The 25,745-nt window shown below is 75.7% G+C and carries 20 protein-coding genes; 15 read left to right on the top strand and 5 right to left on the bottom strand.

The genetic code is table 11. From position 1 onward, the window contains the following. Window positions 1-24: 24 nt before the first annotated feature. The gene (locus tag ACGFSC_RS16635; RefSeq protein ID WP_359912045.1) at window positions 25-1,596 is read right to left on the bottom strand and encodes an MFS transporter; all 1,572 of its coding nucleotides are present in this window, start codon (window positions 1,594-1,596) and stop codon (window positions 25-27) included. 216 nt (window positions 1,597-1,812) lie between these two features. Between ACGFSC_RS16635 and ACGFSC_RS16630 the strand changes: the two genes are divergently transcribed. The 4 genes from ACGFSC_RS16630 to ACGFSC_RS16615 all read left to right on the top strand — a co-directional run bounded on the left by ACGFSC_RS16630 (window position 1,813) and on the right by ACGFSC_RS16615 (window position 4,775). After that, window positions 1,813-2,871: a ketoacyl-ACP synthase III family protein gene (locus ACGFSC_RS16630; protein WP_359912042.1), complete on the top strand. Its 1,059-nt coding sequence runs from the start codon at window positions 1,813-1,815 to the stop codon at window positions 2,869-2,871. Beyond that, complete coding sequence (locus tag ACGFSC_RS16625; RefSeq protein ID WP_359912040.1) at window positions 2,868-4,157, top strand: type III PLP-dependent enzyme; 1,290 nt, start codon at window positions 2,868-2,870, stop codon at window positions 4,155-4,157. Before ACGFSC_RS16630 ends, ACGFSC_RS16625 begins: the two co-directional genes overlap by 4 nt. Window positions 4,158-4,162: 5 nt before the next feature. Continuing rightward, a complete protein-coding gene (locus tag ACGFSC_RS16620; RefSeq protein ID WP_359912038.1) occupies window positions 4,163-4,450 on the top strand; it encodes an acyl carrier protein in 288 nt (95 codons plus the stop codon). Between the two features lie 142 nt (window positions 4,451-4,592). Further along, entirely contained in the window at window positions 4,593-4,775 is a 183-nt protein-coding gene (locus ACGFSC_RS16615) for a hypothetical protein (RefSeq protein ID WP_392863510.1), read from the top strand. A gap of 195 nt (window positions 4,776-4,970) precedes the next feature. On the opposite strand, the gene ACGFSC_RS16610 is transcribed toward ACGFSC_RS16615, so the two are convergent. Next, window positions 4,971-6,197, bottom strand: coding sequence for a cytochrome P450 (locus ACGFSC_RS16610; protein ID WP_359914433.1), 1,227 nt, complete (start codon window positions 6,195-6,197; stop codon window positions 4,971-4,973). A 32-nt stretch (window positions 6,198-6,229) separates the two neighbouring features. Further along, complete coding sequence (locus ACGFSC_RS16605) at window positions 6,230-7,507, bottom strand: FAD-dependent oxidoreductase (RefSeq protein ID WP_359914430.1); 1,278 nt, start codon at window positions 7,505-7,507, stop codon at window positions 6,230-6,232. Between the two features lie 167 nt (window positions 7,508-7,674). Between ACGFSC_RS16605 and ACGFSC_RS16600 the strand changes: the two genes are divergently transcribed. From ACGFSC_RS16600 to ACGFSC_RS16550, 11 genes are all read left to right on the top strand, one after another. Beyond that, complete coding sequence (locus tag ACGFSC_RS16600; protein WP_359914428.1) at window positions 7,675-9,618, top strand: HAD-IIIC family phosphatase; 1,944 nt, start codon at window positions 7,675-7,677, stop codon at window positions 9,616-9,618. 2 nt (window positions 9,619-9,620) lie between these two features. After that, a complete protein-coding gene (locus ACGFSC_RS16595) occupies window positions 9,621-9,875 on the top strand; it encodes a DUF6059 family protein (RefSeq protein WP_359914425.1) in 255 nt (84 codons plus the stop codon). 70 nt (window positions 9,876-9,945) lie between these two features. After that, window positions 9,946-11,715, top strand: coding sequence for a fatty acyl-AMP ligase (locus tag ACGFSC_RS16590; RefSeq protein WP_359914422.1), 1,770 nt, complete (start codon window positions 9,946-9,948; stop codon window positions 11,713-11,715). 1 nt (window position 11,716) lies between these two features. Next, a complete protein-coding gene (locus tag ACGFSC_RS16585) occupies window positions 11,717-13,495 on the top strand; it encodes an acyl-CoA dehydrogenase family protein (RefSeq protein ID WP_359914419.1) in 1,779 nt (592 codons plus the stop codon). Beyond that, window positions 13,489-15,273 (top strand): acyl-CoA dehydrogenase, encoded by a 1,785-nt coding sequence (locus tag ACGFSC_RS16580; RefSeq protein WP_359914416.1) that lies wholly within the window; start codon window positions 13,489-13,491, stop codon window positions 15,271-15,273. Before ACGFSC_RS16585 ends, ACGFSC_RS16580 begins: the two co-directional genes overlap by 7 nt. 40 nt (window positions 15,274-15,313) lie before the next feature. Further along, window positions 15,314-15,613 carry an acyl carrier protein gene (locus tag ACGFSC_RS16575; protein ID WP_359914414.1) on the top strand — a complete coding sequence of 100 codons (300 nt, stop codon included), beginning with the start codon at window positions 15,314-15,316 and terminating at the stop codon, window positions 15,611-15,613. Next, entirely contained in the window at window positions 15,613-18,615 is a 3,003-nt protein-coding gene (locus ACGFSC_RS16570) for a beta-ketoacyl synthase N-terminal-like domain-containing protein (RefSeq protein ID WP_359914435.1), read from the top strand. Before ACGFSC_RS16575 ends, ACGFSC_RS16570 begins: the two co-directional genes overlap by 1 nt. Before the next feature lie 28 nt (window positions 18,616-18,643). Then, on the top strand, window positions 18,644-19,684 hold the full coding sequence (locus ACGFSC_RS16565; RefSeq protein WP_359914412.1) for a 3-oxoacyl-ACP synthase III family protein: 1,041 nt from the start codon (window positions 18,644-18,646) through the stop codon (window positions 19,682-19,684). A 22-nt stretch (window positions 19,685-19,706) separates the two neighbouring features. Further along, complete coding sequence (locus ACGFSC_RS16560) at window positions 19,707-19,937, top strand: acyl carrier protein (protein ID WP_359914409.1); 231 nt, start codon at window positions 19,707-19,709, stop codon at window positions 19,935-19,937. Continuing rightward, a complete protein-coding gene (locus ACGFSC_RS16555) occupies window positions 19,934-20,749 on the top strand; it encodes a 2-oxo acid dehydrogenase subunit E2 (RefSeq protein ID WP_359914406.1) in 816 nt (271 codons plus the stop codon). Before ACGFSC_RS16560 ends, ACGFSC_RS16555 begins: the two co-directional genes overlap by 4 nt. Window positions 20,750-20,868: 119 nt before the next feature. After that, entirely contained in the window at window positions 20,869-21,945 is a 1,077-nt protein-coding gene (locus tag ACGFSC_RS16550) for an alpha/beta fold hydrolase (RefSeq protein ID WP_392863507.1), read from the top strand. Window positions 21,946-21,979: 34 nt separating this feature from the next. Here ACGFSC_RS16550 and ACGFSC_RS16545 read toward each other — a convergent pair whose 3' ends face one another. Then, window positions 21,980-24,700: a BTAD domain-containing putative transcriptional regulator gene (locus tag ACGFSC_RS16545; protein ID WP_380636671.1), complete on the bottom strand. Its 2,721-nt coding sequence runs from the start codon at window positions 24,698-24,700 to the stop codon at window positions 21,980-21,982. A gap of 26 nt (window positions 24,701-24,726) precedes the next feature. Further along, the gene (locus tag ACGFSC_RS16540) at window positions 24,727-25,740 is read right to left on the bottom strand and encodes an AfsA-related hotdog domain-containing protein (RefSeq protein ID WP_359897594.1); all 1,014 of its coding nucleotides are present in this window, start codon (window positions 25,738-25,740) and stop codon (window positions 24,727-24,729) included. Window positions 25,741-25,745 lie beyond the last annotated feature (5 nt).

Genomic DNA, 25,745 nt, shown 5'->3' with positions numbered 1-25,745 from the left:
CGTCACTCGAATCGCGCTTGATCATTACCTTACGGGGCCGGGTTGACGGTCCGTCGGGGAGCGCGCGGGGTCGACCGGGGAAGCGCTCCGCGGCGCCGGTCCGGCCGGCGGCTCCGACCGGCCCGGCAGCAGGACGGCGCCGAGCACGGCGCCCACCGCCACCACCGCGGCGGCGGTGCCGAGCCCGGCCGCCGCGGCGTGGTCGAAGGCCTGCCGCGCCGCGGCCGCGAGTGCGTCCCCGGCCCGGCCGCCGGTGCGCTCCGCGAGCTCCAGGGCGTCGTGCAGCGAGCGGTCGGCCGGGTCCGGCAGCCCGGCCGCCCCGCTCGCGTAGCGGCGGGCGAGCACCGTGCCGACCAGCGCCACCCCCAGCGCGTTGCCCAGCTCCTGCAAGGTGTCGTTGAGGGCCGCGCCGGAGCCCGAACGGGCCTCGGGGACGAGGGAGATCACCGTGTCGGTCACCGGCGTCATGGCCAGCCCGAAGCCGATCCCGGTGACCACCAGGCCGGCCAGCACCGGCGGGTAGCCGCCGTCCACCACACCGACCACGACGATGCCGGCCGCCGCCAGCGCCAGTCCCGCGCCGACCGCCCCGCGCGGGCCGTGACGGCGGGTCAGCCGACCGGAGAGGAAGGCCCCGACACCCACCGAGAGGGCGCTCGGCAGCATTCCGAGCCCGGCCCGCAGCGGGCTGAGCCCGAGGCCGAACTGCAGCCGCTGGGTGAGCACGAAGAACGTGCCGGCCACGCCGGTCATCAGCAGCAGGTTCCCGCCCCCGGCGCCGACGAAGGCCGGCCTGCGCAGCAGGGCCAGGTCCACCATCGGGTGCGGGTGCCGGCGTTCCCAGGCGACGAAGGCGACCGCGGCGGCCCCGCCGGCGGCCAGCGCCGCCAGCACGCCCGGCGAGGTCCAGCCGTGCCCGGAGGCCTGGATCGCCCCGTACACCACCCCGCCCATGGCGCCGGCGCCCAGCAGGGCGCCCACCGGGTCGGCCGGGCGCGGGGCCGGATCGGCCGACTCCGGCAGCAGCACGGCGCCCGCCACCAGCACCAGCACCGCCGGCACCAGGCTCACCGCGAACACCGACCCCCACCAGAAGCGGTCCACCAGCGCGCCGCCCAGGACCGGGCCGGCCGCCACGCCGAGCGCCGAGACCGAGCCCCAGACGGCGATCGCCCGGGCGCGTTCGCGGGCCGGGAAGACGTTCACCAGGATCGCCAGGGTGCCCGGCATCACGAACGCCGCCCCGAGCCCCATCACGGCCCGTGCGGCGAGCAGTTGGGACGGTCCGTCGGCGAACAGCGCCACCAGGGAACCGGCCCCGAACGTCGCGGTGCCGGCCAGGGTGGCCCGCTTGCGGCCGTAGCGGTCGCCGAGCGTCCCGGCGGTCAGCAGGGCCCCGGCGAACACCAGGGTGTACGCGTCGACGATCCACTGCGCCTGCGACATGCCCGCGCCGGTGCTGCGGATGAGCTGCGGCACCGCCACGTTGAGCAGGCTGTTGTTGAGCAGGATCGCGAACAGCGCGGCGGACAGCACCGCGAGCACCCACCACCGGCGCGGGTCGGGGGGCGCCTCGTCCCCGGGGGATTGCTGCATGCTCGGCTCCCGTCGTCGGCAGGGCCGGCCCCGGTCGCGGGGCCGTCGCGCCCCAGGCTGGTCGGCCGGGCTGAAGCCGGGCTTGTGCGCGGCCCGGGCGCGGGTCGCCCGCCGGGTTTTAGCGGCACCCAAGTTGGCGCTCGGAGGATGCCGTGGACGGCGGGGTGAGGGCTCGACTCCATCGCCCGACGGACCGTCACGAGGAATGGAGACCCCATGCGCTGGCAAAACGTGTATGTGTCGGGGACCGGAGCCTGGCTGCCGCCGGCGGTCTCCGCGCGCTCCGCCGTCGACTCGGGTGAGTACGACCCCGAGCAGTTCGAGGCCGACGGGCTGCTGTCGGTCCGGGTGGCCCCGGACGACGTGGCGCCGCCCGACATGGCGGTGCAGGCCGCCACCACCGCGCTCAAGCGCTCCGGTGCCTCCCCGGAGGACGTCGCGCTGCTGGTGCACAGCTACATCTACTTCCAGGGCATCGACGGCTGGCCGGCCGCCTCCTACGTGGCCAACCACGCCGTCGGCCCCCGGGTGACCGCGCTGGAGCTGAAGCAGGAGTGCAACGCCGGCCTCGCCGGCCTGGAGCTCGCCGCCCACCGGCTGGCGTCGGCGGAGCCCGGCACCAGCGCGGTGCTCACCACGGCCGACCGCTTCGGCGCGCCGCTGATGCGCCGCTGGCGGCAGGAGCAGGGCATCGTCTACGGCGACGGCGCCGCCGCCGTGGTGCTGAGCAACCGGGGCGGGTTCGCCCGGCTGGTGTCCACCGCGACGGTCTCGGACAACTCGCTGGAGGCCGTGGTCCGGGGCAGGGGCTTCGAGCCGCTGCCCACCGGCGAGCAGCAGACCCTCAGCGAGCGGGTCGGCCACTACGTGCAGCAGCACGGCAGCCTGCGCGAGGCGACCGAGCGGCTCGTCGGCGTGGTCGGCGAGGCCATCGACACCGCCCTCGCGGACGCCGGCACCGACCGTCAGGGCCTGGCCTGGACGGTCATCCCGGCGACCGGACGCAGCAAGATGGAGTGGCAGGTGCAGAAGATGCTCGGGGTCTCCGAGGAGCGCACCACCTGGGAGTTCGCCCGCCGGGCCGGACACCTCGGCGCCGCCGACCAGTTCGCCGGGCTGAACGACCTGGCCGAGACGGGCGTGCTGCGCCCCGGCGACAAGGTCCTGGTGGTCGGCAGCGGATCCGGCTTCACCTGCACCTGCGCCGTGCTGGAGATCCTGGCGGAGCCCGAGTGGCGGGCCGCGGGCGGCCCCGGTGCCGAGGTGGGCCCGTGACCGCGGGCGCGTTCACCGATCCCGAACTGGTCGCGGCGTACGGCAGCCCGCTGTACGTCTACGACGCGGCCCGGGTCCGGGCCGCCGCCCGGGACCTGCGCGAGGCCGTCCCGCAGCCCTCCCGGATCTACTACTCCCTGAAGGCCAACCCCCACCCCGCCCTGGTCGCCGAACTGCGCCGCGGCGGCGTGCACGCCGAGGTCACCTCGCGCGGCGAGCTGGCCGCGGCGCTGGAGGCGGGGCACCCGGCCGGGGAACTGCTGTACTCCGGGCCGGGCAAGGTGGCGGCCGAGCTGGACGAGGCGGTGCGCGCCGGGGTGCGCGCCTTCTCCGTCGAGTCCTTCGGGGACCTGGAGCGGGTCGGCGCGGCCGCCGCCGCCCATGACGCGGTGGCCGACTGCGTGCTGCGGATCAACGCCGCCGGCGCGCCGGGCACCGCGGGGCTGCGGATGACCGGCGGCCCCTCCCAGTTCGGCTTCGACCTGGACTGGCTCGCGAAGGAGGCCGACCGGCTGCGGGTCGCCGGCACCCGGGTCGTCGGGCTGCACTTCTTCCCGCTGACCAACTCCGCGGACGAGGACGGCCTGATCGCCGAACTGGCCCAGAGCGTGCGCACCGCCGCCCACCTGCGCGACCGGCTCGGCATCGAGCTGGAGCTGCTGGACCTCGGCGGCGGCTTCGCCTGCCCGTACGCGACGGCCGGCGAGCGGCCGGTGTACCGGCGGCTGCGGGAGGCCCTGGCCGAGGTGCTGGACGAGAACCTGCCCGGCTGGCGCGAGGGGCGGCCGGTGATCGCCTTCGAGTCCGGCCGCTACCTGGTCGGCGACAGCGGGCGGCTGCTGAGCACCGTGACCGACGTCAAGCCGAGCCGGGGCAGCACCTACGCGGTGCTCGACGCCGGGATCAACCACCTCGGGGGGCTGTCCGGTCTGGGCCGGCTGCTGCCCCTGCGGGCCCAGCCGACCGGGCCGGCCCGGACCCCGGCCGCCGGGGAGCCGGCCGAGCCGGTGACCCTGGCCGGTCCGCTCTGCACCCCGGCGGACATCCTGGCCCGGGCCGTGGAACTGCCCGGGGTCCGTTCCGGCGACCTGCTCGCCGTCCCCAACGTGGGCGCGTACGGCCTCACCGCCAGCCTGCTCGGCTTCCTCGGCCACCGGGCCCCGGCCGAGGTACTGGTCGACGGCGACCGCGTGGTCTCCGCGACCCGGCTGGCGCTGCAGCGCCGGGCCCTGGAGCCCGGCGACGACGCCGCCCGCACCACCGACCCATCCACCGCACGGAGGTAGCACCCATGACCGACGAGACCCGCCAGGACCGGCCGTGGGACACGGCCTTCGAGGAACTGCTGCTCCAGACCCTGCCCCGGCTCGCCGCCCGCGGCCCGCTGACGGGTGACGCCAGCCTGCGCGCCGCGGGCCTGGACTCGCTCGCCATGGTCGAGCTCCTCGTCCAGGTGGAGCAGGTGTACGGGATCAGCATCCCGGACGGCGAGCTGGTGGCCGACACCTTCGCCACCCCGGCGCAGCTGTGGGACGTGATCGCCGGGCTGCGCGGCGGACGCGTGGCCGACCCGGCCTGACGCCGTCCCCGACCGACCGACCGCCCGTCCCCGAACCGCCCCGGGCCCGTCCCGGGAGCCGCCCCGCAGCGGCGGCTCCCGGGACGGGCCCCGGCGCCAGCACAGGAGTTTCCATGCGCCCCATCCAGTCCCGGAGCACGCGGTGATCTCCGCGGCGATCGTCGCGGTCGTGGTCCGCGTGGCGTTCTGGGTCCGGTCCCGGCTGCGCCGGCGGCAGGCCGAGGCCGAGCAGCCCGCCACGGGCGCGGCCGGGGCGGCCGTCGCGGCCGCCCCGGAGCCCGGGCCGGTGTCCACCGCGCCCGACCGGGCGGCGTCGGGCCGCTGAGCAGGGCCTCGCCGGCAGGCGGCTCCCGGGTCCGCGAGTTCCGTCTCGCGGACCCGGGAGCCGTTTCCGTCCTCCCCGGACACCTGGCCCGCACACCCCGGCCCGGCGCACCGTACCCGGGCCCGGCGAACGACGAGCAGCCCCCGGACTCCGGTCCGGGGGCTGCTCGTCGTCAGGGGCGGGGACGCGCCGGGGTCACCACACCACGGGCAGCGCGCTGATGCCGTGCACCAGCATGCCCGAGGGGCGCGGCAGGTCCTCCGGGGCCACGGCCAGCTTCAGGGTGGGGAAGCGCTGGAACAGCGAGCCGATCGCGATCTGGAGCTCCAGCCGGGCCAGGCCCGCGCCGATGCAGTAGTGGGTGCCGTGGCTGAACGCGAAGTGCGGGTTGCTCGGCCGGTGGAAGTCGAGCTCGTCCGGGTCGGTGTACTGGCGGCGGTCGCGGTTGGCGGAGGCCAGGCCGGGCAGCACCGCGGAGCCCTTGGGGATCACCACGCCGCCCAGTTCGAGCTCCTCGGTGGTGATCCGCAGCAGCCCCTCGTCGCCCGGCGGGTAGGCGCGCAGCAGCTCCTCCACCGCGGCGTCGATCAGCTCCGGGTTCGCCTGCAGCTCGGCCAGCCGCTCCGGGTTGGTGAGCAGCGCGACCACGCTGTTGGCGATCTGGTTGACCGTGGTCTCGTGGCCGGCCACCAGCAGGCTGATCCCGAGGAAGATCAGCTCCTCGTGGCTGAGCCGGTCGCCGTCCTCGTCGTGGATGGAGACCAGGGCGGACAGCAGGCCGTCGTCCGGCTGCTGCCGCTTGGCCTCGACCAGCTCGGAGAGGTAGGTGAACAGGCCGACCTGGGCCTCCAGCATCTCCTCCTTGGTCCGCGAGGTGGTCGCCAGGAAGGCGCTGGACCAGGCGGAGAACTTCTCCCGGTCCTCGAACGGCACCCCGAGCAGCTCGCAGATCACGGTCACCGGCAGCGGGAAGGCGAGCGCCGGGATGAGGTCCACCGGCCCCTCGCTCGCGGCCATGGCGTCCAGCAGGGCGTCGGTGTGCTCCTGGATCCGGGGCCGCAGGGCGGCCACCCGGCGGACGGTGAACTCCCGGGAGACCAGCTTGCGCACCCGGGTGTGCTCCGGCGGGTCCATGTTCAGCAGGCTCTTGAACTTCTGCGGCGCCGCCGCGAGCCGGGGCGCACCGTCCTCCAGGGTGGCGGCCCGGCTGAAGCGCGGGTCCGAGAACACGGTGCGCACGTCGTCGTACCGGGTGACCAGGTACGCGTGGTCGCCGCTGGGCATGCGCACCTCGGCCACCGGCCGGTTCTCCCGGAGGTGGCCGTAGAACGGGCAGGCCTGCATCGCGGACGGGCGCTCGAACGGGTAGTCCGGCACCTCCTGGGCCTCCGGGGCGGGTGCTGCGTCGGGCTGTGCGGTCATCGGTGGTTCCTCTCCGAATCTGTGGTTGTCGGTCAGCTCACGGAGCCCGTGCGGTGGGGGGCCACGGGCAGGACGGCGCGTCCGCTCCGGTGCGCGTCCTGGAGCGGGTAGTAGATGCCGGCGACGATCCTGCGCTTGAGGAGGCTGTTGGAGCTCACCAGGCGGTAGGCCAGCCGGCGCAGCGCCACCGGGACGGGATCGCTCAGCGCGAACGCCCGCTCCTGGCGCATCTGGAGGCCGCGGGAGCGGGCCACGTGCCCCTCCCGCACGTGCTGGAACCGGCGGCAGGCGGCGTGCAGGGCGCCCGGTCCGCCGTCGCCGGCCAACGCCTCGGCGACCAGCGGCGCCAGGACCACCGCGTCGGCGATCGCGTGGTTGACGCCCTGTCCCAGCACCGGGGTCAGGGTGTGCGCGGCGTCGCCCACCAGCACCAGGCCGGGCTGCGACCAGTGCGGCACCACGGTGGTGAAGATGTCCAGCATGGAGGTGTCCGACCAGCTGGTGACGGACTCCCGCACTCCGGCGGAGACCTCCGGGGCGAGCTCGTCGACCCGGGCGTACAGCGACTCGATGCCCTGCCTGCGCATCTCGCGCAGGCCGCCCTTGGGGATGTTGAAGCCCACCCGCACCAGGTCGGGCACGGTCGGGATGAACAGTCCGTGGCGGTCGCCCTGGATGCGGACCCGGTAGGTGTGCGGGTCCCAGGCCTCGGGCTGCGGCACCTTGAACCAGACGAAGTCCCGTTCCAGCGGGATCTTCTCGTACGGCAGCCCCGCCATCTCGCGGACCTTGCTGAAGCGGCCGTCGGCCGCCACCGTCAGCGCCGCGTGGACCTCGGACTCGCCCTCGGGGCCGCGGACCCGGACGCCGGTCACCGCCGTGCCGTCCCGCAGCAGTTCCACCGCGGTGGTCCGGCGCAGCAGGGTGAAGCCCGGCAGCGCGGCGGCCTCGTCGGCCAGCGCGGTCAGCAGCGGGGGCTGCGGCAGCTCCATCGGGAACGGGCAGGGCTGGTCGAAGGCCGCGAACTCGGCCTTCAGCACCGGTCGGCCGCCGTCGAGGATCTCCATCCGGCGGGTCTCCAGGGTGCTGTCCCTGACCTTGTCCAGGATGCCGAGCCGCTCCAGCAGCCACACCGAGTCCGGCGAGATCGACTCGCCCCGGAACGAGCGGTCGAAGTGGGCGCTCTGCTCCACCACGGTGACCGACACCGACCGGCGGGCCAGCTCCAGCGCCAGCGTCAGCCCGGCGGGACCGGCGCCGACGATGCACACCTGGGTGCTCACCGGCCTGGATCCGGCCGTATCTGTCATGGCTTGCTCCTCGCGTGTGGGTGGATCCGGAGGCACGGTCTCGGCCGCCACCCTTCGCGGACCGGCTAAAGCCCTCCTTGCGAAGCGCTCCCGGCCCGCGCGCAAGGACGCCTTAAGAGGGTCCGCGCAGGCTCGGCGCGTCCATCAGAGGCAGCGAAGGAGAGACCGTGACCGCGGTTGTGAACACGGCCACCGGCGAGCGGACCGGGCCGCTGGACCGGCTGCGCGCCCTGCACGGCGAGGGGCGGCTGGCCGAGGAGTACCCGCAGGTGCCCGGGCTGCTGGCCGAGCTGGCGGCGGGCGCGCCGGCCGGGACGCCCGGGCGGGACCTGGCCCGGGCCGGGCAGTTGCTGGCCCGGCTCGACCCGGCCGAGGTGCTGGCCCGCCACGAAGGGCTGGAGGCGGTCGGCGTGGCCGTCACCGGCCACTCCACGCTCGGCGCCCTCACCGCCCCGCTCACCGCCGAGCTCGCCCGCCACGGCTTCGTGGCGAAGGCGACGACCGCCGACTACGGCTCCTGGCTGCGGGACCTGCAGGACACCGGCAGCGAGCTGTACGCGGCGGGCGTGGACCTCGCCCTGTGCGTGCTGGACGCCCAGCTGGTGTTCGACGAACTGCCGCACCCCTGGCGGGCGGAGGACCTGGAGGACGCGGTCGCGGCCAAGCTGCGCCTGCTGACCGCGCTGGCCGCCCGCTACGTCGGGCACGGCAGCGGCACCCTGGTGCTCAACACGGTGCCGCTGCTGCCCGTCCACACCCGTCAGCTGGTCGACGCGCGCTCACGGGCGCGGATCGGCATCGCGTGGCGGGAGTTCAACGCCGGGCTGCTGCGGATCGCCCTGGACCACGAGCGGGTGCGCGTGGTCGACCTGGACCCGCTGGTCGCCGCGGGCGGACCGGTGAACGAGCCCCGGCTGGCCGCCTACGCCAAGGCGCAGCTCGGCGAGGAGCTGCTCGCGGCGTACGCCCGCGAGGTCGGCCACCTGGTGCGCGGCCTGCGCGGCCGGGCCAGGAAGGTGCTGGTGGTCGACCTCGACAACACCCTGTGGGACGGCATCCTGGGCGACGACGGTCCGGAGGGCATCGCCGCGGCCACCACCTACCGGGGCGAGGCGTTCGGCCGCTTCCAGCGGGTGGTGGCCCAAATAGGGGCCCAGGGCGTCCTGTTGGCGGTGTCCAGCAAGAACGACCAGGAGGCGGTGCTGGGGGTGCTGCGCGACCACCCCGACATGGTGCTCCGGGAGGGCGACTTCGTCCGGGTGAACGCCAACTGGGAGCCCAAGGACGGCAATCTGCTGGACATCGCGCGCCGGCTCAACCTGGGCGTGGACAGCTTCGTCTTCGTCGACGACTCGCCGTTCGAGTGCGGGCTGGTCGCGAGCAGCCTGCCCCAGGTGGCCGTCGTCCGGCTGGACGAGGAGCCGGCGCTGCACGTGGAGCGGCTGCTCGCGGACGGCTGGTTCGACGTGGCCGCGCTCACCGCGGAGGACCGGGTCCGCGCGGACCAGTACCGCTCCGAGGCCGCCCGGCAGGACCTGCTGGACGACGCCGGCTCGATGGAGGACTACCTGGCCCGGCTCGACGTGCGGGTCTCGCTCTCGCCGGTGCGGGAGCACGAGGTGGCCAGGGCCTCCCAGATCACCCTGCGCACCAACCAGTTCAACCTCACCACCGAGCGGCTCCAGGCGGCCGACGTCCGGGCCCGGATGGACGCGGCGGAGCACCTGGTGCTCGCGGTCCGCGCCACCGACCGGTTCGGCGACAACGGGCTGGTGGGCCTGGTCCTGGTGCGCACGGCCCAGGACGGCTGGCACATCGACAACGCCCTGCTGAGCTGCCGGGTCTTCGCCCGGGGCATCGAACAGGCCGCGCTGGCCGCCGTGCTGGAGCGCGCCCGGCGGGCCGGGGCGCCGGCCGTGCGCGCCCGCTTCCGGCCCACCGCCAAGAACGGCAAGGTGCGCGGGCTCTACCCGTCGCTGGGCTTCGTGCCCACCGGTGAGGACGCGGCCGGGGAGGTGTCCTTCCGGCACGACCTGGAGGTCCTGCCCGAGGTGCCGGGGCACGTCGCCCTGACCGCGGACTTCGACCGGGCCCCGGACCGGGGGGCGTAGCGGTGGGGCCGGGGGAGCGGCGGCGTGCGGCGCTGCGGCGGTGGGCCGCCGGCTGGGTCCGGGCGCTGGCCAACCTGGGCGCGATGTTCGGGGCGGTCACGGTCGAGTACCACCTGACCGTCGGCCGGGAGCCGGCGCCCGCGCCGTTGGAGGAACCGCCGGCGGACCACCCCGAGCGCCTGCTGCGCGGGGTCCCGCTGTCGGAGCGGGAGCAGGAGCTGTGGGCCCAACTGGAGGGCCTGCGCAGGCGCGTGTAGCGCAACGGCGGCTTTAGTGCTCGAACTGATGATCGGTCCGGACGTGTCGACCGAACGAGGGGGATTGACGGTGGCGGGTTTCCGATCGTTCGCGGAGCTGGTGCTCGCGCGGGCGGCAGAGCGTGGGGATGCGGACGCCTACCTGTTCCTGGAGAACGGGGTGCGGGGGGTGGAACCGGAACGGCTCACGTACGCGGGCCTGGACCGGTCGGCGAAGGAGCTGGCGGCCTGGCTGCAGGACCGGGGGATGACCGGCCGGCAGGTGCTGCTGCTGTACCCGTCGGGACTGGAGTTCCTGACGGCGTTCGTCGGCTGCCTGTACGCGGGCGCGGTGGCCGTCCCGGCGCCCCTGCCCACGGAGCAGGGCCAGCACTTCCAGCGGGTGTCCGGGATCGTCCGGGACGCCCGGGTCGGCGCCGTGCTGACCATCGGCAAGCACGCGCCGGACGTCGGGGCGTGGCTGGCGGACGAGGGCTTCTCCGACGTGCTCTGCCTCGCCACGGACGGGCCGGTGGGCGACGCCGCCGCCTGGCGCGACCCGGGGCTGCGCCCCGAGGACCTGGCCTTCCTCCAGTACACCTCCGGCTCGACCAGCGAGCCCAAGGGCGTGATGGTCTCGCACGCCAACCTGCTGGCCAACGAGGCCGCCATCCAGCGCTCCACCGGCAGCGGCCCGGACACCGTGCTGGGCGGCTGGCTGCCCTTCTACCACGACATGGGCCTGATCGGGCACGTGCTCCAGCCGCTGTGGCTGGGCACCAGCGCGGTGCTGATGTCCCCGACCTCCTTCCTGCGCCGTCCGGTGCGCTGGCTGGAACTGATCGGCGAGCACCGGGTGACCATCTCCGCCGCCCCCAACTTCGCCTACGACCTCTGCCTGCGGCGGGTGACCGACGCCCACCTGGAGGGCATCGACCTGTCCAGCTGGCAGGTCGCCTGCAACGGCGCGGAGCCGGTCCGCGCCGACACCCTGCGGGCCTTCGCCGAGCGCTTCGGGCCGTACGGCTTCCGGGCCGACACGTTCTTCCCCTGCTACGGCATGGCCGAGACCACGCTGCTGGTCTCCGGCAAGCGGCACGGCCGGCCGGCGGTGCTGCGCGAGGTGGACGCCGCGGGCCTGGAGGCGGGCCGGCTGGAGGGGCCGTTCCTCCGGGAGCCGACGCGGGCCCTGGCCTCCAGCGGCGTCGTGGGCTCCGAGGACTTCGAGGTGCGCATCGTCGACCCGCAGACCCGTGCGGAACGCCCCGAGCGCGAGGTCGGCGAGATCTGGGTGCGCGGCGCCAGCGTCTCCTCCGGCTACTGGGACCGCCCCGAGGTCAACGCGGAGGTGTTCGGCGCCCGGATCGCCGGCGCGGAGGAGCTCGGCCGCTGGCTGCGGACCGGCGACCTGGGCGCGGTGGAGCGCGGCGAACTGTTCGTCACCGGCCGGCTGAAGGAGATGATCCTGATCAACGGCCGCAACATCTACCCGTACGACGTGGAGAACGCGGTGCGCGCCCTGGAGCCGACGGCCTTCGGCGCCGGAGCGGTCTTCGCCGTCGACACCGGCCAGGAGCACCTGGTGGTGATCCACGAGGTCCGCCCGAGCGCCCTGGCGGACCAGGACCTCAAGAAGCTCACCGCCACCGTCCAGGCCCTGGTCAGCCGGGAGTTCGCGGTGCCCGCGGGCAACGTCCTGCTGGTGCGCCCGGGCACCGTCCGCCGCACCACCAGCGGCAAGATCCAGCGGACCCTGATGCGCAAGCTGTTCCTGGAGGGCGCCGTCACCCCGCTGCACGCCGTGCTCGACCCGGCGGTGCGCGAGCTCGTCGGCACCCGCGACCCGGAACCGGTGGGCTGACATGGACCACGCGCCGTACCGCGTCGCCGAGGAGCTCGAACAGTTCCTCGGCGACCCGGACGCCCCCGGCACCGTGTTCTCGTACGCCCGCAGCCTGGAGCTGGACGAGAGCGAGACCTTCCCGGCCGACATCTGCCGGGTCCTGGAGGACTGGCGCCTCCAGGACCACTACGTGCCCGCCGAGCACGGCGGCCGGCTCACCGACTACGAGACCGTCATGCAGGTCATGCGGACCGTCGCCCGCCGCGACCTCACCGTGGCGATCGGCCACGGCAAGACCTACCTGGGCGGCGTCTGCGTCTGGGTGTCGGGCAGCCCCGAGCAGGCCGCCCGGCTGGCCGCGGACATCCGCGCCGGCGTCCCGGTGTCGCTGGGCCTCACCGAGCGGGCGCACGGCAGCGACCTGCTCGCCGACGAGGTGCACGGCGAACCGGACGGCGCCGGGGGCTGGCTGGTCAGCGGCGAGAAGTGGCTGATCAACAACGCCACCCGGGGCAGCGTCCTGTCCGCGCTCGTACGCACCGACCCGGCCGGCGGCCCGCGCGGGTTCAGCGTGCTGCTGATGGACAAGCGCGGCCTCGGCCCGGAGCACTACCGCTGCCTCGACAAGATCCGCACCCACGGCATCCGCGGCGCCGACATCAGCGGCATCGCCTACGACCGGGCCCCGGTGCCGGCCACCGCCCTCGTCGGCACCGAGGGCGGCGGCCTGGAGACGGTGCTCAAGGCGCTCCAGCTGACCCGGACGATGTGCGCCGCGCTGTCGCTGGGCGCCGCCGACCACGCCCTCGCGCTGGCCCTGGACTTCGCCGAGCGGCGGGAGCTGTACGGCCGCCGCCTGGTGGACCTGCCGCAGGCGCGGCAGGTGCTCGCCTCGGCCGCCGCCGACGTGCTGGTCGGCGAGGCGCTGGCGACGGTCGCGATCCGTTCGGTCCACACCCTCACCGGCGAGCTCGGCGTGGCCGCCGCCGCCACCAAGTACCTGGTGCCCACCGGCACCGAGCAGGTCATCGCCGAACTGACCCGGCTGCTGGGCGCCCGCGCCTTCCTCAAGGGGGAGCACGCCGGCGGCATGTTCCAGAAGGTCGACCGGGACCACCGGATCGTCGGACTCTTCGACGGCAACACCCTGGTCAACCTCAACTCCCTGGTCAACCAGTTCCGTTCACTGTCCCGCGGCTGGGAACGGGGCACCGGGGACACCGCCGGGGCCGCCACCGCCTTCGACCTGGCCGCGCCGCTGCCGGCCCTGGACCCGTCCCGGCTCTCCCTGGTCGCCAAGGGCGGCAGCGGCATCGTCGCGTCGCTGCCGGCCTCCGTGGCCGCCCTGCGCGCCGAGGCCGGGCACGACCCCGCGCTCGACGGCGCCCTGGAGGCCGCCGAACTGCTGCTCGCCGCGACCGGCCGCGTCCACGCCGAGATGGCCGCCCACCGCTCCCCGGTCTCCGACGTGCCGACCGCCGCCTTCGAGGTCGCCCGGCGCTACAGCCTCTGCCTGGCGGGCGCCGCCTGCCTGGGCCTGTGGGCGCACAACCACCGGGCCGCCGCCCGGGGACGCACCGGCGCGCTCTGGCGCGACGGCGTCTGGCTGTGGCCCGCCCTGGACCGGCTGCTGGTCCGGCTCGGCGAGCAGGACGGCCCCCGGCCGGAGGCCTACCCCGCGCTGCTGGCACGGCTGCGCGACACCCGGGCGGCCGGCGAGCTGCACTCCCTGCTCCCGCTGCGGCTGCACCGCCCCGCACCCACCGACGACCGTCCTGCCGAGGGGGCGCCATGCTGACCGATTCCGCGGCCCCCGGACTCCCCCGTCCGGAGGCCCCCGCCGACCGCCCCCGGGAGGGGGCCCAGGAGACCGCGGCCCGGGACCGGGTCGCCGAACTCGAACGCCGCTTCGGCGACCCGGGCGACCCGGCCAACCCGGTCGGCACCGAACGGCTGCTGGCCGCCGACGAGGCCGGCGAGCTGTCCGGGGCCGGCGAACAACTGCTGGACGACCTCCGCCTGACCGCCGAATTCGTCCCCGCCGAACTCGGCGGGCGGCTCACCCGGATCGACACCCTGGCCCGCACCCTGCGGCCGGTCTTCCGGCGCGACGTCGCACTCGGCCTCGGCTACGGCGTCACCTCGTTCATGGCGGCCGTCAACGTCTGGACCGCGGGCAGCGCGCAGCAGCGCGCCCGGCTGGCCGAACTGCTGCTCGGCGGCGCCAAGGTCTCGGTCGCCTACCACGAGCTGGCGCACGGCAACGACTTCCTGCGCAACGACTTCCGGGCCCGGCCCGAGCCCGGCGGCTACCGGCTGCACGGCCGCAAACAGGTCATCAACAACGCCGACCGGGCCGCCGCCTTCGCGCTGTTCGCCCGCACCGACGACGCGCCCGGCGCCCGCAGCCACTCGGTCCTGCTGGCGGAGCGCGACCAGCTCGACCCGGCCCGCTTCGCCACCCTGCCCCGCCACCCCACCGCCGGGGTGCGCGGCTGCCGGATCTCCGGCCTGGACTTCGACGACTGCCCCGTCCCGGCCGCCACCCTGGTCGGCGAGCAGGGCCAGGGCGCGGAACTGGCGCTGCGCTCCTTCCAGATCACCCGCAGCGTCCTGCCCGGGATGGCGCTCGGAGCCGCCGACACCGGCCTGCGAACCGTCGTCGGGTTCGCCCTGGGCCGGCGCCTCTACCGGCGCCCGGTGGCGGAGATCCCGCACGCCCGCTCCACCCTCACCGGCGCCTTCCTGGACCTGCTGGTCTGCGACAGCCTCTCGCTGGTCGGAACCCGCGCCGTGCACCTCCTGCCGGAGGAGACCAGCGTGTCCGCCGCCGTCGTCAAGTACCTGGTGCCCAAGGTGCTGACGGAGGTCATGCACGACCTGTCGATCGTGCTCGGCGCCCGGTTCTACCTCCGCGACGGCGAGTTCGGCGCCTTCCAGAAGCACCTGCGCGACCTCCCGGTGCTCAGCCTCGGCCACGCCGGCTCGGCGGCCTGCCAGGCCACCGTCGTCCCGCAGCTGGCCAGGCTCGCCCGGCGGGCCTGGTTCACCGGCGACGAGGCGCCCGCGGCGCTCTTCGAGACCCGCACGGACCTGCCCGGGATCCCCTTCGACCGGCTCACCCTCGCCGCCGGACGGGACAGCCTCAGCGCCTCGCTGGTCGCCTCCCGCGACGACCGGCCCGACCCGGCGCCCGAGGAGCGGGCCCTGCGGACCCTCGCGCTCGCCATGGTGGACGAGCTGCGGCGGATCCAGCAGGACAGCCTCGCCCTCGCCCCCCAGGACCGCACCGCCCTGGCCGGCCCCGGCGCCTTCGCCCTGGCCGACCGCTACGCGGTGGTCCTCGCCGCGGCCGCCGTCCTCGGCGTCCGGCGCGCGGCCCGGGCCGACGGCACCGACCCCTTCCTCGCCGACCCCTCCTGGGCCGCGGCCGCCCTGCACCGGCTCGCCCGGCGCCTCGGACGCCGCCCGGCCGACCTGCCGGCCGGCTGCGAGGAGAAGGTCCACCAGGAACTGCTGCGCCGCTTCCACGAGCGCCGCGGCTACGACCTCTACGACACCCCGCTGGCCGGCTGACCGGCCGCCCCGTCCTTTCCCACGCAGCGAGGAGCACCTCATGACCGTCCCCACCACCGGCCTTCCGGCCACCCTCGGCGAGCACACCGTCGAGACCCTGACCGGCTGGCTCGCCGACCGGATCTCCCTCTACCTGAAGCGCCCGGCCGACGAGATCGCCCCCGGCGTCCCGCTCGCCGAGTACGGCCTGGACTCGGTCGCCGCGCTGAGCCTGTGCGGCGACATCGAGGAGGACTTCGACCTCGTCCTGGAGCCCACCGTGGCCTGGGACTACCCGACCGTCGACGCGCTCGCCGGATACCTGGTGGAGGAGCTGCGCGCCACCGTGGGAGAGGCATGATGCAGCCCGTCGCCATCGTCGGCATCGACTGCCGCTTCCCCGGCGCACCGGACCCCGCCGCGTACTGGGACCTGCTGATGCGCTCCGGTGACGGCGTCGGACGGGTGCCCGAACAGCGGTGGAACGCCGACGACTTCTACTCGCCCGAAGGCGCCGAGGGGCACTCCAACACCACCAGCGGCGGCTTCATCACCGACCCGGACGCCTTCGACCACGAGTTCTTCGCGATCTCGCCGCGCGAGGCCGCCGCGATGGACCCCCAGCAGCGGCTGGTCCTGCAGTGCGCCTGGCGCGCGGTCGAGGACGCCGGAATCGCGCCGCAGAGCCTGGCCGGGACCGACACCGGGGTCTTCGTCGGCATCATGGGCAACGAGTGGGCCCACCTCCACCTCACCGACTACGCGCGGGTCACCGCGCAGGTCGGATCCGGCAACGGCTACTGCATGACCGCCAACCGGATCTCCTACCACCTCGACCTCAAGGGCCCGAGCCTGGCCGTGGACACGGCCTGCTCCTCCTCGCTGGTCGCCGTCCACCTGGCGTGCAACGCCCTGCTCGCGGGGGAGTGCGACACCGCCGTCGCGGCCGGGGTGAACATCGCCCTCACGCCGGCCCTCGGCATCTTCTACACCCAGGCCGGGCTCTCCGCGCCCGACGGCCGCTGCAAGCCCTTCAGTGCCGACGCCGACGGCATCGGCCGCGGCGAGGGCGTCGGCGCGGTGGTGCTGCGCCGCCTCGAGGACGCGATCGCCGACGGGCAGCCGGTGTACGCGGTGATCCGCGGCACCGCCGTCAACCAGGACGGGCGCAGCAACGGCCTCACCGCGCCCAACCGCTGGTCGCAGCAGGAGGTGCTGGCCTCCGCCTACCGCCGGGCCGGGGTCGAGCCGTCCGACGTCGCCTTCACCGAGGGCCACGGCACCGGCACCGTGCTCGGCGACATGATCGAGGTCAAGGCGCTCGGCGACCTGCACGCCGACCGCACCGGCAAGCCGCTGGCCCTCGGCTCGGTCAAGGGCAACCTCGGCCACACCGAGGGCGCCGCCGGGATCGCCGGACTCATCAAGGTGGCGCTCTCCCTGCACCACCGGGTGGTGCCCGCCAGCCGGTTCGCCGCCAGGGAGAACCCGGCGCTGAAACTCTCCAAGTACGGCCTGCGGCTGCTCAAGGCGCCCCTGCGGCTGGCGGCCGGAACCACCGTCGGCGGCCTCAGCAGCTTCGGCATGGGCGGCACCAACGCCCACGCGGTGCTGGAGTCCGCGCCCGGCGGCGCCGCCCGGCCCACGGCCGGATCCGCCGCCCGGCCCACCGGCCTCGGGGCGGCGGTGTTCACCCTGACCGCGCCCACCGCGCAGGCGCTGCGCCGCAACCTGGTGGCGCAGGCCGACGCCCTCCAGCGCCACCGGGTGACCCCGGTCGGCGCCGTGGGCTGGAGCAGCACCCGGCTCAAGACCGGCCACCGGCACCGCTTCGCCGTACCGGCCACCGACACCGCCGACCTGGCGGCCGTCCTGCGCCGGGCGGCCGACGACGAGGACCTGCTGACCCGCCTCACCGGCGGGCCGGGCGGGCGCCCGCGGGTGGCCCTGCTCTTCACCGGGCAGGGCTCGCAGTACCCGGGCATGGCGGCCGGCCTCTACCGCGACGCCCCGCTGTTCCGCCGCCACCTCGACCGGGCGGACGAGGCGCTCCGGCCGCACACCGAGGGCTCGGTGCGCGACCTGCTGCTCGCCGCGGACCCCGCCGTCCACCGCACCGGCTGGGCGCAGCCGTCCCTGTTCGCGGTCGGCTACGCGCTGGCCGCCACCCTGACCGAACTCGGGGTGCGCCCCGGGATGCTGCTCGGCCACAGCATCGGCGAGTACGCGGCCGCGGTGCTCGCCGACGCGCTGCCGCTGGAGCAGGCGGCCCGGCTGGTCTCGGCGCGCGGCCGGCTGATGCAGGAACTCCCCGCGGGCGGCGGGATGCTGGCGGTGCGCGCGGAGGCCGCCGTCCTGGCCGAGCGGATCGCCGGCGAACCGCTGATCGGGATCGCCGCCGTCAACGGGCCCACGGCCACCGTGCTCTCCGGAGACCTCGCGGCGCTGGCCCGGATCGAGGAGGAGCTGACCCGCGCCGGGGTGCGCTCGCGCCGCCTGGAGGTCTCGCACGCCTTCCACTCGCCGTTGATGGAGCCCGTGCTGGAACGCTTCGCCGCGGTCGCGGAGGAGGCCGGCGGGAGCGTCCCGGCCCTGCCGGTGTACTCCACGCTGCGCGGCAGGCTGCTGGAGGCCGAGCCGATGGACGCGGCCTACTGGGTCGAGCACATCGGCGCTCCGGTGCTGTTCGCGGACGCCGCACGGCAGTTGCTCGCGGAGGCGCCGACCCACCTGCTGGAGGTCGGCCCGCGGCCGGTGCTCGTCCCGATGGCCCGCCGGCTGGGCGGTGCCCCCGCCGGGGCGGGCCCGCGCGGCGTCCTGCCGGTGCCGGGCGAGCAGGCCGGCGGGCGGGAGCTGGCCGAGGCCGTCGCCGAGCTGTTCCGCGGCGGGGCCGACCCGGACTGGCACGCGGTGTACGCCGAGGAGGACCGCAGGGCGCACCGGCTGGCCCCGTACGCCTTCGCCGACGACCGCCGGTTCTGGGCCCGCCCGCCCGTTCGGTCCACGTCCGTTCCGTCCGCCTCCGACCCGTCCGCGCTCGTCCCGTCCGCGACCGTCCCGTCCGCCGCCGACCCGCGGCCGGCCGGGTCCGACCCGGGCCTCCGGGCCCCGGACCCGGTGGCCGGCGCCGTCCTGGCCGCCGTGGCGCAGGTGGGCAGCTACGCGCCCGAGGAGATCACCCCGCACGCACGGCTCTTCGAGGACCTCGGCTTCGACTCGGTGATGGTCATGGAGCTCAAGAAGCGCATCGAGGAGCGGCTGACCGGCCTCGAACCGCTGAGCGTGGAGGACCTGTTGCCCCGGCTGTCCTCGGTCGGCGACCTCATCGGCTTCCTGGGCGAACGGCACACCGCCGCCGTCTGAACCCGTCCCGCAGAAAGGACCGCACACCATGCAGCCGCCACCCGAGCGCGATCCCGTCCAGGCGTACCTCGCCTCGGTCGGGACCGCCCTGCCCGGCGACCCGGTCGACAACGCCGCGCTCGCCAAGGTGCTGGGGGTCAACGAGGAGTGGATCGACCTCTTCATCGGCACCCGCACCCGCCACTTCGCCCGCGACCTCGCCACCGGCACGGTGCGCTGGTCGCTCGCCGACCTGTGCGCCCAGGCCGGCGCCCGGGCCGTCGCCGCCGCCGGGATCGACCCGGCGGAGATCGGTTTCGTGGTGCTCGGCACCGCGACCCCGGACCACCTGATGCCCGCCACCGTCAACCACATCGCCGACCAGCTCGGCCTGGACCAGGTGCCCACGTACCAGCTCCAGTCCGGCTGCGCCGGTGCCGTCCAGGCGCTCGGGCTCGGCCGGACCCTGATCGCCGGCGAGGGCCACCGGGCCGGCCTGGTGATCGGCGGCGACGTCTGCAGCAAGCACCTCGACCTCGACCGGGACCTGGCCGGCGCGGCGCCGAGCGACCTGGTCAACTACGTGCTCTTCGGCGACGGCGCCGGCGCCGCGGTGCTCACCGCCGAGCCCAGGGGCGAGGCGGTGGCGCTGCGCCGGGTGCTCAACCGGTTCACCGGCCTCGGCCGGGAACCCGGCCAGGTCATCGACTGGTTCGGCCTGGCCGACCGGTACGACGACCGGCAGGCCGTCCGGGAGGACTACAAGGCCATCGAGGAGTTCGTCCCGGTGATGGCGGTGGAGATCCTCTGGGAGCTGCTCGACGACCTGGACTGGTCCGCCGAGGAGCTCGACTACCTGCTGCCCCCGCAGCTCTCCGGCCGGATGACCCGCCGCATCCACGAGCAGCTCGACGTGCCCGGTGCCACCGAGGTGTCCTGCGTCGCGGACACCGGCAACAACGGCAACGCGCTGCCCTTCCTCCAGCTGGAGCGGCTGCTGGGGCAGATGTCCCGCGGCGAGAAGGCCCTCGCGGTGGCCGTGGAGTCCAGCAAGTGGATCAAGGCGGGCTTCGCCCTGGAGAAGATGTGACACTCCGTCACCGATTGGACGCATGATGCAGACCGTCGACGAGTTCGCCCGCCTGGTCCGCGAGGAACTGGGCATCCCGCTGGCGGACGGGGACATCGCCGCCGACCTCGACCGGATCCCCGAGTGGGACTCCCTCTACCTGCTCAAGCTGGTCACCGCGCTGGAGCGGAGCACCGGCCGCCCGCTGCCGGTCGGACGGGTGATGGAGGCCCGCAGCCTGGAGGAGATCTACCGGCTGGCGGTCGACCGGTGACCGCCGCCCGCCCGCACCCCGAGCGCCGCCGGCGGCACACCCTCTACTTCCTGGAGCACGCCGCCCGGCAGCGCCCGGTGCACCTGGACACCGAGGTCGACATGACCCGCGTCCAGCACCACCGCGCCGAGGCCGGGGCGGCCGGGAACCGCTACTCGGTGGTCGCCTACCTGCTGCACGCCACCGGCCGCGTGCTGGACCGCCACCCCGAGGCCAACGCCGTCCTGGCCCCGGGCTGGCCCGGCCTGCGGGGCCCCCGGACGGTCCGCTTCACCGGCGTCACCGCCAAGCTCGCCCTCGACCGCCCGGTGGACGGCGAGCGCACCGTGCTCTCCGCACTGCTGCCGGGCCTGGAGAGCGCCGACCTGCCCGCCATCCAGGCGCGGATCGACCGCTACCGGGACATCGCCGCCGCCGACCTCCCGGAGTTCCGCGGCGTGCGGATGCTGGGCCGGCTGCCGGTCCCGCTCGGCCGGCTGGCCTTCGCCGCCGCGCTGCGCAGCCCCCGGCGCCGCCCCGGCGTCCTGGGCACCGTCGCGGTCAGCTCGCTCGGGCACCGCCCGGTGGACGGCTTCCACGCCAGCGGAGGCACCGCGGTGACGCTGAACGCCGGCCGGGTGCTCGACCGGCCCGTGGTGCGGGACGGCCGGGTCGAGGTGGCCCCGCTGATGCGGCTCGGCCTCACCTTCGACCACCGGGTCATCGACGGCGCCCTCGCCGCCGACGTCCTCGCCGACCTCAAGCAGGCCCTGGAGGGCTTCGAGGACGGCGCGGGCCCGGACCGCCCCGCCGGCGCCGCGGGGACGGCCTGAGCCGCCACCCGCACGGTCCTTCCGGGCGGGGCCGGGCCGGGGCCGCCCCCGGCCCGGCCCGCGCCGACCACCCCGCCCCCGCCCCCGCCCCCCGCCTACCGCCCACCCGAGGACGCACCATGGACCATCTGGCAGAGCTCAAGGAGTTCGCCCGGCTGCACGGACGCGGCCAGGGCCTGACGGAGCAGTACGTCCGGTCCGTACTGTCCCGGATCACCGGGGACGAACCCGGCGACCCCGGCTCCTGGGCGCGGGTGTGGACCGCCGAGGGCGACCGGCTGCGGGCCGGCCGCCCGCTCGACGCCTGCCGGCGCTACGCGCTCGCCCGCTTCCCGTACCACGGCGACGAGGACCGGCTGGAGGCCCAGCGCCGCTGCGTCGACGCCTTCGACACCTGGCGGCGCACCGGCCGCAACGGCATCGAGCGGCTGGAGTTCGAACACCCGGACGGCAACCTGGCGGCCTGGGCGTCCGGCCTGTCGGCCGACCGGCCGCGGCCGCTGCTGCTGATCATGGGAGGCATCGTCAGCGTCAAGGAGCAGTGGGCTCCGACGCTTCCGCTGTTCGCCCGGCTCGGCTTCGCCGCCGTCGCCACCGAACTGCCCGGGGTCGGCGAGAACACGCTTCCCTACCGTGCCGACTCCTGGCGCCTGCTGCCGTACCTGCTGGACCGGCTGGCCGACCGCGCGCGGGTCGCCGAGACGGCGGCGCTCGCCCTCAGCTTCAGCGGGCACCTGGCGCTGCGGGCCGCCGCCGAGGACCCCCGCATCCGCAGCATCCACACCGTCGGGGCGCCCGTCGCCGGGTTCTTCACCGACTCCGCCTGGTGGCCCGAGGTCCCCGGCATCACCGTGGAGACCCTGCGCCGGCTCACCCGGACCGCGGACCGGGACGAACTCCGGGACGTCCTGGCCGACTTCCCGCTCACCCCGGCCCAGCTCGGATCCGTGGACATCCCGGTCGACTACGTGGCCAGTTCCCGCGACGAGATCATCCCGCAGGGCGAGCACCGCCGGCTCGCGCTGCTGGCACCGCGGGCCCGGTTCAAGGTCTTCGACGACGTCCACGGCTCCCCGGGACACGTCGGGGCGATGCGCCGGTGGCTGATCCTCTCCCTGCTGCGCGCCCGCCTGAGCGAGGGGCGGCGCCGGCCGCCGGCCGGCGCCGCCCGGGCGCGGACGGTCGGGTCTCGCTGAGGGCCGGCCCGCGCGGGCCGGCCCTCAGCGCGGCTCAGAGCCGCTGGGGGAGCTGCCGGGCGAGCGGCCCGCCGGTCCGCCCGGCGCCGGCCGGGGCGAACGACGGGCGGCCCGGGTCGAGCAGCCACATGCCCGGGCGGACCTCCACGGCGGCCGCCCGCCCGTCCGGACCGGCGATCCGCTCCGCGGTGCGGCGGGCGTAGGTGGCCCAGCGGCGGTCGCCGAGCCGTTCGGCGGCCCTCCCGCACTCGTCGAGCAGCCGGAGCGCGCCGAGCGGGAGCCCCTGGTGCAGGTTCACCATCGCCAGACCGCCCAGCGCGGCCACGACCCCCCGCAGGTCGTGGCCGGCCGAGCAGAGGGCCAGCGCCCGGCCGTACCGCCGGGCGGCGGTCGTCAGGCGGCCCCGGCCGAGCAGCACGTCGGCCTCGCCGATCCGGCAGCGCGCGGCCCCGAGCCGGTCTCCGGCCAGGCCGAACAGCCGGCGGGCCTCGCCGTACCGGCCGAGCGCCCGGTCCGCCTCGCGCCGCTGCCAGGCGAGGTCGCCCAGGGAGTGGAGCACCGCCGCCTCGGCGGCCGGGGAGCCCGCCCGGCGCGCGGCGTCCAGCGCGAGCCGGTGGGAGGTCTCCCACTGGTCCCAGACCGCGCAGGTCTGGAAGTACCCGGCGGTACTGCCCGCCAGCTCCCACACCAGGGGCCACAGCCCGGCCGCGTGCGCCAGCCGCACCGACTGCACCAGCCCGGCGGCCTCCTGCCGGAACCAGGCCAGCGGCGCGCACGGCGCCGGTGCCCGGCCGCCCGCGCCGGACGGCGGCGCCGCGGCCGGCTCCTCGGGCTGCCGGCTGCGGCCGGGCGTGAGCAGCGCGTCGGCCCGGCGGGCGAGGGACAGGTAGGCGGCGCCCAGCCGCGCCGTCGCCGCGCGCAGCGAGTCCGTGCGCTCCTGCTGGCGCAGTTCCCCGGAGAGCACCCGCAGCAGCTCGTGGAAGCCGTAGCGGACCTGCCCGTCCGGCTGCGGCCTGGTCTCCAGCAGCTGGGCGCGGACCAGGCCCTCCACCAGCTCCTCGGCGACCGGCGCCTCGACGTCGAGCAGCGCCGCCACCGTCCACAGCGCGAAGTCGGGCACGGGGGCCAGCCCCAGCAGCCGGAACGCCCGCTGCTGCTCGGGCCGCGCCTCCTGGTACGCCGTCATCAGGCAGGCCCGCAGGTCGAGGTCGCCCTCGCGCAGCCGCTCCAGCCGGGTCCGTTCGTCGCGCAGCCGGGCCGCCAGGCCCTCGGCGGTGGTGTGCGGACGGGCGACCAGCGAGGCCGCCGCGACCCGCAGGGCCAGCGGCAGGTGGCCGCAGAGCCCGGCGATCTCCGCCACCGCCACCGGGTCGGCCGCCATCAGTTCCCCGCCGGCGACGTGGAGCATCTCCATCGCCTCGTCCGGGCGCAGCGGCTGGAGGACGAGGTGCCGGGCGCCGTCGAGGGCGGAGAGCATCCGCCGGCCGGTGACGATCACCGAGCAGTCGCCGACCGCCGACAGCAGGGGGCGGATCTGCTCCTCCGAGCCGGCATCGTCGAGCACCAGCAGCGGCCGGCGCCCCCGTAAGGCGCGCTGCAGTGCCGCGGTGAGCTGCCCGCGGTCCGCCGGGACCTGGTCCGCCGCGCCGTGGTCGCCCCCACCGAGCCCGCGCAGCAGGGCGGTTGTCGCCTCGTCGGCGGTCAGCGGCCGGCCGAGCGGCCCGCGCAGCCGGACCAGGACCTGGCCGTCCGGGAACGCGTCCGCGACCTGCCGGGCCAGCTGCACCGCGAACGCGGTCTTGCCCACGCCGGCCCGTCCGGCCACCGCCACCAGCCGCACCGGCGGCCGGCCGGCCTCGCCGCGCAGCATCCGCTCGGCCGAGGCGGTCTCCTCGTGGCGTCCGATGAGCCTCTCCGTCCCGCCGGGCAGCCCCCGCAGCGGCCCGGTGGTCGGGGAGGCGGCCCGGGCGACGGACCCGCCGGCCGGCTCGGGAGGTCTCCAGTCGAGGGACGGGTCCGAGCGCAGGATCCGCTCCTGGAGGCGCTTGAGCGAGCGCCCGGGTTCCACGCCGAGCTCCTCGACCAGCGAGCGCCGCAGCCTGGCGTAGACCCGCAGGGCGTCCGACTGGCGGTCGGTGCGGTACAGCACCACCATCAGGTGGCCGTGCAGCGCCTCCCGCAGCGGGTGCTCGGTGGCCAGCGCCATCAGTTCCCCGGCGAGCTTGCGGTGGTGGCCGAGCCGCAGGTCCGCCCGGATCCGCTGGTCGAGCGACTCCATCCGCAGCTCGTCCAGCCGGATGGCGGTGCTCTCCAGGCGCACCCCGTGCGGCACGCCGGACAGCGCCGGGCCGGTCCACACCGCCAGCGCGTCGTGCAGCAGCCGGGAGGCGGCGGCGAAGTCGCCCTGCTCGTAGGCGGTACGGCCGGCCACCCGCAGCGTCTCGAAGCGGGCCAGGTCGAAGTCCTCCTCGGGCACCCGCAGCAGGTACCCCGGGGACCGGGTGAGCAGCAGTTCCTCGGTCTCCAGCCCGGGGGGTCTGCCCTCGGCCAGCAGCTTGCGCAGCTGGGAGATGTACACCTGGAGGGTGGTGGTCGCGGTGCGGGGCGGTTCGGTCCCCCAGAGCTCGTCGATCAGGCTGTCCGAGGAGATGACCTCCCCGGCGCGCACCAGCAGGGTCGCGAGCAGCGCGCGCGGTTTGGCGGCGGACGGCGTGCGGGGGGACAGCGAGACCGGCCCCAGGATCCGGAAGCGCATCACATGGTCCTTTCGATCGGCCGGGTTCAGCAGTCCTGCAGGAGGGAGGCGGAGGCACTGGCGACGACCCGGCTGCCCTGGCTGAAGGCGACCCGCATCCGGGCGACCGGCCGGCCGGCCGCGTCCCGGGTGGGGCGGCGGGAGGAGACCGTGCAGGCGAGCGGCAGGTCGGTGTCCCCGAGGCCCCGGTAGGAGGTCCGCCAGTGGGTCAGGACGGCGTGGCCGGGCTCGAAGCCGTGCAGCTCCGCGGCCACCAGCAGGGACGCCTGCCGGGAGGCCTCCAGGAACAGCGACCCGGGGATCGGGCCGCCGGCCGCCGCGCGGAAGAGCCCGTGCTCCGGGGCCGGGTCGACCGGCAGCAGGAACTCCCCGTCGAGGACCCTGAGCGGCGGACCGACCAGCACGTTGCGCGGGTCGCTCCGTCCGACGCGGGCCGGGCGCAGCGCCCCGTCCGCGCCGGGCGCGGACACCGCGCAGGAGTCGTTCAGGCTCTCGCGCCGGCCCCGGGCGCGGTGGCTGCGGTGCACCCCGGGCATGACGAACACCAGCCTGGTCCGGTTGAGTCCGCAGTTCACTCCGTCGATGGCCACCCGGGCCACGCACTCCAGGCCGCGCGGGACGCCGTTGACCACGTCGCCCGGGGTCAGGGTGAGCTCCATGGCGAGGTGGGCGGCCCGCCCGGTGCGGCGCCACGGCGAGAGGTCCAGGACGTCGACGCTGCTGGAGGCGAAGGCCTCGGGCCGGTCGGCCGGGACCCGGAAGTACTGCTGGGCGATGAAGTGCGCCGCCTGGTGCATCGTCTCCGCCGGGAACAGGACGTCGTGGAAGGTGCCCGGACCGTCGGTGAACAGCTCGTGGTCGTCCGGCAGTTCGGCCGACAGCACGAAGTGCTGCTCCTCCGGGGCGGTGGTGTCCAGGGCGAAGCCCTCGGCGGTGGAGGGGCGGCGCAGCAGGTGCAGCGGCGCGGCGGGCCGGCCGCCGGTGGGGAAGGGCCCGACCGGTCGGGCGGGCGGGTAGGGGAACGGGAGCGCTGTATCCATGGCAG

It is taken from the genome of Kitasatospora sp. NPDC048715 (assembly GCF_043198905.1).
Classification (GTDB): domain Bacteria; phylum Actinomycetota; class Actinomycetes; order Streptomycetales; family Streptomycetaceae; genus Kitasatospora; species Kitasatospora lactacystinica.
Note: the sequence above shows the minus strand (reverse complement) of the source record. Positions and strands in the feature narration are given on the sequence as shown.

What these genes read in the sequence shown, in the direction of transcription:
- ACGFSC_RS16635 (WP_359912045.1), bottom strand. Translation starts at nt 1,596, where the DNA reads ATGCAGCAATCCCCCGGGGACGAGGCGCCCCCCGACCCGCGCCGGTGG.
- ACGFSC_RS16630 (WP_359912042.1), top strand. Translation starts at nt 1,813, where the DNA reads ATGCGCTGGCAAAACGTGTATGTGTCGGGGACCGGAGCCTGGCTGCCG.
- ACGFSC_RS16620 (WP_359912038.1), top strand. Translation starts at nt 4,163, where the DNA reads ATGACCGACGAGACCCGCCAGGACCGGCCGTGGGACACGGCCTTCGAG.
- ACGFSC_RS16610 (WP_359914433.1), bottom strand. Translation starts at nt 6,197, where the DNA reads ATGACCGCACAGCCCGACGCAGCACCCGCCCCGGAGGCCCAGGAGGTG.
- ACGFSC_RS16605 (WP_359914430.1), bottom strand. Translation starts at nt 7,507, where the DNA reads ATGACAGATACGGCCGGATCCAGGCCGGTGAGCACCCAGGTGTGCATC.
- ACGFSC_RS16585 (WP_359914419.1), top strand. Translation starts at nt 11,717, where the DNA reads ATGGACCACGCGCCGTACCGCGTCGCCGAGGAGCTCGAACAGTTCCTC.
- ACGFSC_RS16580 (WP_359914416.1), top strand. Translation starts at nt 13,489, where the DNA reads ATGCTGACCGATTCCGCGGCCCCCGGACTCCCCCGTCCGGAGGCCCCC.
- ACGFSC_RS16575 (WP_359914414.1), top strand. Translation starts at nt 15,314, where the DNA reads ATGACCGTCCCCACCACCGGCCTTCCGGCCACCCTCGGCGAGCACACC.
- ACGFSC_RS16570 (WP_359914435.1), top strand. Translation starts at nt 15,613, where the DNA reads ATGCAGCCCGTCGCCATCGTCGGCATCGACTGCCGCTTCCCCGGCGCA.
- ACGFSC_RS16565 (WP_359914412.1), top strand. Translation starts at nt 18,644, where the DNA reads ATGCAGCCGCCACCCGAGCGCGATCCCGTCCAGGCGTACCTCGCCTCG.
- ACGFSC_RS16560 (WP_359914409.1), top strand. Translation starts at nt 19,707, where the DNA reads ATGATGCAGACCGTCGACGAGTTCGCCCGCCTGGTCCGCGAGGAACTG.
- ACGFSC_RS16550 (WP_392863507.1), top strand. Translation starts at nt 20,869, where the DNA reads ATGGACCATCTGGCAGAGCTCAAGGAGTTCGCCCGGCTGCACGGACGC.
- ACGFSC_RS16545 (WP_380636671.1), bottom strand. Translation starts at nt 24,700, where the DNA reads ATGCGCTTCCGGATCCTGGGGCCGGTCTCGCTGTCCCCCCGCACGCCG.
- ACGFSC_RS16540 (WP_359897594.1), bottom strand. Translation starts at nt 25,740, where the DNA reads ATGGATACAGCGCTCCCGTTCCCCTACCCGCCCGCCCGACCGGTCGGG.